Here is a 6,409-nt window from a genome sequence, read left to right as displayed (position 1 = left end):
AACTACATCGTTGCGACTGCGGGGTTCAACTTCCAGGCCAGCTAAGCGCGCCAGACTGCTGCGCACCACCAACCCTTGCTTCCCTCTTCCGCGCTGCGTTTCCGTTAGCGCGAAAGAGGCGTGATTCTAAGCACCCGCCCCCAACTACGCAAGCCCCTTTGTGAAAATATTTTGAAAAAGCCCCCGTGCGCTGCCGCGCACGGGGGCTCGGGGCTCGATGGGCCGAGTGGCGTCGCTGCTCTCCAGGTCGCCAGCAACACTTCCCTCTATATATAGAGGTGCGTCACTTGCCACCCACCGCAGCCTGCAGTTGCTCGACCGGTACCGCGTCGGCCATCGCCGTGTAGCCCGCGTCGCTCGGATGGATACCGTCGCCGCTATCGTAGCGACGCTGCAGCACGCTCGGGCGCGCCGGATCGCGCAGCACCGCGTCGAAGTCGACCACGCCATCGAACCCGCTACCACTCCGGATCCACCGGTTCACCTCGAGCCGGATTGCCTCCCGCCCCGCCGGCAGCCCGGCCGGCGTGAGCGTCGCGATGAAGACCTTCACGCCCTGACGGTGCGCCGCGTCGATCAGCCGGCGGTAGCCTTCGATCAGCGACGCGGCCGTGACCTGCGTATGCGGGTGGTCGCAATCGAGCCCCGCGCGCGGCGGCATCGCCGCAAAGTTGATGTCGTTGATCCCGATCAGCACGATCGCCGCCTTCACACCTGCCCGTGAAAGTGCATCGCGCTCGAAACGCGACGCCAGCGACGTGCCGTAGCACGCCGAGTCGCTGAGCAGCCGGTTCCCGCTGATACCAAGATTCGCGACGCCGATCGACTCCACGCCGGAGGCGGTCAGCCGATGCGCAAGCGCGTCCGGCCAACGGCGATTGCGGTTCACGCTCGAGCGCAGCCCATCGGTGATCGAATCGCCGATCGCGGCTACGCTGGCGCGCGCGGCACCGGTCTCGACTGCGAACTCGGTCACCCACGCATATTGGGTAAAGCGGGTGCGGAACGCGGCGGCGCCCGGATCACTCACGTGATCGCCCGGTGCAGACACGTAATTGAACTGGTTCGACACGCGGTGCCAGACCGTCATCCGCTGGTTCGGCCCCATCTGGAGGCTGATCGCATACGGCCGCCCGGCCGCCACGTCTATCGCCACCGGATCGCTTTCGAGTTCCTGGCCCGGCGCAAGCGTCACCGACGCCTTGCCGCCGAACCGGACCGGCACGGCCGCACCGCCGCCGAGTGCCGCCCCTTCACCGGCGCGCGCGAGGCTCGCCGCCTCGACGACCAGCGGCGCACGACCGTATGCATTGCTGACGCGGATCCGTGCGGCGCGGCCCGACACCGTCGGGTAGACGATCTGGCGCACAGCTCGCCCCGCCACGTCGGGCGCGCGATAAAGCGGCGGCGGTGCGGCAAGGTCGGGAATCGGCTGCAGTGCCGTCGCCCATGCGGCAACCCATCCGGCCGGCGCGGCCGAGGCCGACGCCACGAGCGGCGAGACAAAGACGGCCGCGCCCAGCACGGCCGCGGCGATACTGCTTCGGAATGACATCGGCAAAATCCTCGTCGGAAAGCGGGCATTGTGCCGCAGAAGACGCGAACCCCACGCACCAGACCACCATCACGCCACCCGATCGCGCCCCGACGTCCCTCGTTTACCCGAGTCTCGCCGCAAATCCGCAAGAAATTTATTAACCGACCGGTCGGTTGGTTTATACTTCGCACACATTCAACCGGACGAGAGCCTCGCCATGTACACGCAATCCCTCGACATCCCCGGCAACGTCGCGCCGCTCGACGCCGCAGCCGAGTCGCCCGAGCAGGCGCGGTTCGATGCGGTCATGGCCGCCGACGGCAAGATCGAGCCGCAGGACTGGATGCCAGAGGCCTATCGCAAGACGCTGGTTCGCCAGATCTCTCAGCACGCGCATTCGGAAGTCGTCGGCATGCTGCCGGAAGGCAACTGGATCTCGCGTGCGCCGAGCCTGAAGCGCAAGGCGATCCTGCTCGCGAAGGTCCAGGACGAAGCCGGCCACGGCCTCTATCTTTATAGCGCGGCCGAAACGCTCGGCGTATCGCGCGATTCGCTGGTCGACGCGCTGCACGCCGGCAAGGCGAAATACTCGAGCATCTTCAACTACCCGACGCCGACCTGGGCCGACGTCGGCGTGATCGGCTGGCTCGTCGACGGCGCCGCGATCATGAACCAGATCCCGCTGTGCCGTTGCACGTACGGCCCGTACGCGCGCGCCATGATCCGCGTGTGCAAGGAAGAATCGTTCCACCAGCGCCAGGGCTTCGACGCATTGCTGTCGATGATGAAGGGCACCGACGCGCAACGCGCGATGGTCCAGCAGGCGGTGAACCGCTGGTGGTGGCCGGTGCTGATGATGTTCGGCCCGAGCGACGCCGATTCGGTCCACAGCAATCAGTCCGCGAAATGGGGCATCAAGCGGATCACGAACGACGACCTGCGGCAGAAGTTCGTCGACGCGACGGTCGACCAGGCGAAGGTGCTCGGCGTGACGCTGCCCGACCCCGACCTGAAGTGGAACGAGGCGCGCGGCCATCACGACTACGGCACGATCGACTGGGACGAATTCTGGCGCGTGGTCAACGGCGACGGCCCGTGCAACAAGGAACGCCTCGCGACCCGCGTGAAAGCGCACGACGACGGCGCATGGGTGCGCGAAGCCGCACTCGCCCACGAAGCAAAGCGCCGCGCGCGCGCCGAACAGCACGCCGCCTGAGCGGCGGCACACCATCGAATTCAGGATTCAGGAGAAAGTGATGAACAAGGAATGGCCGATCTGGGAAGTGTTCGTGCGCAGCAAGCAGGGGCTCGACCACAAACATTGCGGCAGCCTGCACGCCGCCGATGCGTCGATGGCGCTGCGCATGGCGCGCGACGTCTACACGCGCCGCCAGGAAGGCGTGAGCATCTGGGTGGTGCCGTCGTCGGCGATCATCGCGTCGGATCCGAACGAGAAGGCCGAGCTGTTCGAGCCGGCGGGCGACAAGATCTACCGTCACCCGACGTTCTACACGCTGCCCGACGAAGTCAACCACATGTAACGCCCGCGCCATGACGATCACGCCCGAACACCTCTCCTACGTGCTGCGCCTCGCGGACAACACGCTGATCCTCGGTCAGCGCAACGCCGAATGGTGCGGCCACGGCCCGATCCTCGAGGAAGACATCGCGCTCACCAACATGAGCCTCGACCTCATCGGCCAGGCGCGCATGCTGTATACGCACGCGGCCGAACTCGAGCGCCAGCTTACCGGCGCGACGAAGACCGAGGACGACTATGCGTACTTCCGCACCGAGCGCGAGTTCGCGAACTTCACCCTCGCCGAGCTGCCGCACTACGGCCCGATCGCCGGTACCGCGCACGCCGACAAGGACTACGCGGTCACGATCGTGCGCAACTTCCTGTACTCGGCGCTGATGCTGCACGTGTGGAGCGCACTGGAAACGTCGGCCGACACGCAGCTCGCCGCGATCGCCGCGAAATCGGTGAAGGAAACCCGCTATCACGTGCAGCACGCACGCGAGTGGCTGGTTCGCCTCGGTGACGGCACCGACGAATCGCACCGTCGTGCGCAGGACGCGCTCGACTACCTGACGCCGTACACGCGCGAATGCTTCGTCGCCGATGCGATCGACGACGCGGTCGCCGCTGCGGACATCGCCCCCGCGCTGGCCACGCTCGAAGCGGCATGGCGCGCGGACGTCGACGACGCGCTCGCGGAAGCGACGCTCACGCTGCCGGCACCCGTGCAGCATGTGACGACCGGCAAGCAGGGCGAGCACTCGGAACACATGGGCTACCTGCTCGCTGAAATGCAGAGCCTCGCGCGCCAACATCCCGGCGCGAGCTGGTAACCCGCCGCCCCCAACGGAGCCCGACGATGTCCGTCCAGACCGCCGCCCCCGCCAACGCCGTACCTGCCGCGCGCCACGCCGATCCGCTGCTCGCCCGTGCATGGGACGTGCTCGAAGCCGTGCCCGACCCCGAGATCCCGGTCGTGTCGATCCGCGAGCTCGGCATCCTGCGCGACGTCCGCCGCGCGGACGACGGCCAGCTCGAAGTCGTGATCACGCCGACCTACTCGGGCTGCCCGGCCATGTCGCAGATCGCGAAGGACATCGCCGCCGCACTGCAGGCCGCCGACCTCCCGCCGCACCGGATCGAGACGGTGCTCGCGCCCGCGTGGACGACCGACTGGATCACGCAGGAAGCGCGCGACAAGCTGCGCGCGTACGGCATCGCGCCGCCGGTCGGCCAGTGCGGCACCGCCGCGCCGCGGGAGAACGTCGTGCGTTTCGTGCCGCGGCCCGTCGCGGCGCCCGCGTGCCCGCGCTGCGGCTCCGCCCGTACCGAACGTCTCGCGCAATTCGCGTCCACGGCCTGCAAGGCGCTGTATCGCTGCGTCGACTGCCGCGAACCCTTCGACTACTTCAAACCTTATTAATCGATATGGCGACCCCGCAATTTCATCCGCTGCGTATCCGCGACGTAAGGCCCGAAACCGCCGACGCCGTGACCGTCTCGTTCGACGTGCCGCCCGAGCTGCGCGACGCGTACCGCTTCACGCAGGGCCAGTTCGTCACGCTGAAGACCCACATCGACGGCGAGGAAACGCGCCGCTCGTATTCGATCTGCGTCGGCACGACGGACTACGACCGTGACGGCGAACTGCGCATCGGCATCAAGCGCGTGCGCGGCGGCCGCTTCTCGAACTTCGCGTTCGACACGCTCAAGCCCGGCCACACGATCGACGTAATGACGCCGGACGGCCGGTTCTTCACGCACCTGAATGCCGACCACGGCAAGCAGTACGTCGCGTTTTCCGGCGGCTCCGGGATCACGCCGGTGCTCGCGATCGTGAAGACGACGCTCGAACTCGAACCACGCAGCACGTTCACGCTGATCTACGGCAACCGCAGCGTCGACGCGATCATGTTCGCGGAGGAGCTCGAGGACCTGAAGAACCGCTACATGAACCGCTTCGTCCTCTATCACGTGCTGTCGGACGACCAGCAGGACGTCGAGCTGTTCAATGGCGTGCTCGACCAGGCGAAATGCGCGGAATTCCTCGGCACGCTGACGCCGGCCGACGCAATCGACGAAGCGTTCATCTGCGGCCCCGCGCCGATGATGGATGCGGCCGAAGCCGCGCTGAAGGCGGCCGGCGTACCGCAGGCGAAGGTGCACGTCGAGCGCTTCGGCACGCCGCTGCCGCAGGCCGGCGCGCCGGTCGTCGAAATCACCGAGCAGACGCCGGCCGCCGAGCTGGAAATCGTGCTCGACGGCAAGAAGCGCAAGCTGCGCCTGCCGTACGAAGGCGTGAGCCTGCTCGATGTCGGCCTGCGCGCGGGCCTTGCGCTGCCGTATGCGTGCAAGGGCGGCGTGTGCTGCACGTGCCGCGCGAAGGTGCTGGAAGGTGAAGTGCGGATGGAGAAGAACTACACGCTCGAGGAGCATGAAGTGAAGGACGGCTTCGTGCTCACGTGCCAGTGCCACCCGATCAGCGACAAGGTCGTCGTGAGCTACGACGAGCGTTGAGCGACGTCGCGTCGCGGCGCCGGACGGTTTCTCGCCGTCACACATCTCGCTTACACTAGGGGCCGCCGGCCGGCTGGACATCGCAACGTCCGCCCGGCCGGCGGTTTTCTTTTGTTGACGACAGGCCGATGAGTACCATTCATGTGATTCAGGGCGGCACCGCCGCCGCGTCGCTGCGCGAGGCACTCGCGCAAGCCGGACGCGACGAGCTCGTCGTCGGATTGCTCGACGATCTCGGCGTCGGGCCGCTCAAGGGCGCCGACGAGACGCCCGACACGCGCGCCGCCTTCTGGCAGCGCGTGCTCGGCGACCAGATTCCCGACTGGAACGCAGAGATCGAAGGCGAGTTCGCGCGCCTCGACCAGCTCGCGGCCGATACCGGCCAGGTGGTGGTGTGGCACGCGCCGAGCGTCGGCGACAAGCTGCTGCTGCGCCGCGTCGCCTATCACCTGCGCAACGTCCCGCAACGCCTGAACGAAGTACGGCTGTCGGCCGCCGATCTCGACACCGCGCAGCGCGCGTCGCTGTCACGCACCGACCAGGCATGCGCGACCGGGATGTTCTCGGCCGCGGAGCTGGCGCGCAAGCGGCCGGTAGCCGCGCCGATCTCGGTGCTGCGCATCGGCCGCCTCGCGCTCGAATGGCAGGAGGCGAAGCACCTGAACGCCGAGCTGCGCTACTGGGTCAGCAACACGATCAAGAGCGGCCACTACGCGGATCTCGACGCGCTGATCGTCGCGCGCGCGGAAGCCGACTGGCTGCCCGCGGGGCGCCTCGTCGGCAGCATCATGGCCGACGCCGACCGCGGCGGGCTGTTCGTCAGCGACTCGATC

Annotated in this window: 7 protein-coding genes; 6 read left to right on the top strand and 1 reads right to left on the bottom strand. The window is 67.5% G+C overall.

Going from position 1 to position 6,409, the window contains the following annotated elements:
• Positions 1-283: 283 nt before the first annotated feature.
• Positions 284-1,555: an SGNH/GDSL hydrolase family protein gene (locus JYJ84_RS25385; RefSeq protein ID WP_175223497.1), complete on the bottom strand. Its 1,272-nt coding sequence runs from the start codon at positions 1,553-1,555 to the stop codon at positions 284-286.
• 199 nt (positions 1,556-1,754) lie between these two features.
• Here JYJ84_RS25385 and paaA point away from each other — a divergent pair, with 199 nt between their 5' ends.
• The 6 genes from paaA to JYJ84_RS25355 all read left to right on the top strand — a co-directional run.
• Positions 1,755-2,753 carry a 1,2-phenylacetyl-CoA epoxidase subunit PaaA gene (gene paaA, locus JYJ84_RS25380; protein WP_175223498.1) on the top strand — a complete coding sequence of 333 codons (999 nt, stop codon included), beginning with the start codon at positions 1,755-1,757 and terminating at the stop codon, positions 2,751-2,753.
• 40 nt (positions 2,754-2,793) lie between these two features.
• Entirely contained in the window at positions 2,794-3,078 is a 285-nt protein-coding gene (paaB, locus tag JYJ84_RS25375) for a 1,2-phenylacetyl-CoA epoxidase subunit PaaB (protein ID WP_122944189.1), read from the top strand.
• A gap of 10 nt (positions 3,079-3,088) precedes the next feature.
• Entirely contained in the window at positions 3,089-3,892 is an 804-nt protein-coding gene (gene paaC, locus JYJ84_RS25370) for a 1,2-phenylacetyl-CoA epoxidase subunit PaaC (protein ID WP_175223499.1), read from the top strand.
• A 26-nt stretch (positions 3,893-3,918) separates the two neighbouring features.
• The gene (gene paaD, locus JYJ84_RS25365; RefSeq protein ID WP_175223500.1) at positions 3,919-4,482 is read left to right on the top strand and encodes a 1,2-phenylacetyl-CoA epoxidase subunit PaaD; all 564 of its coding nucleotides are present in this window, start codon (positions 3,919-3,921) and stop codon (positions 4,480-4,482) included.
• A gap of 5 nt (positions 4,483-4,487) precedes the next feature.
• Positions 4,488-5,576: a 1,2-phenylacetyl-CoA epoxidase subunit PaaE gene (paaE, locus tag JYJ84_RS25360; protein WP_175223501.1), complete on the top strand. Its 1,089-nt coding sequence runs from the start codon at positions 4,488-4,490 to the stop codon at positions 5,574-5,576.
• Between the two features lie 128 nt (positions 5,577-5,704).
• A partial coding sequence (locus tag JYJ84_RS25355; RefSeq protein ID WP_205189586.1) for a DUF1835 domain-containing protein occupies positions 5,705-6,409 on the top strand: 705 nt, incomplete at its 3' end.

Origin of the sequence: Burkholderia sp. LMG 13014 (assembly GCF_905232215.1) — a bacterium.
In the GTDB taxonomy this organism is placed as follows: Bacteria; Pseudomonadota; Gammaproteobacteria; order Burkholderiales; family Burkholderiaceae; genus Burkholderia.
The sequence above is the reverse complement of the archived record's forward strand: the minus strand, read 5'-3'. Positions and strand labels throughout refer to the sequence as shown.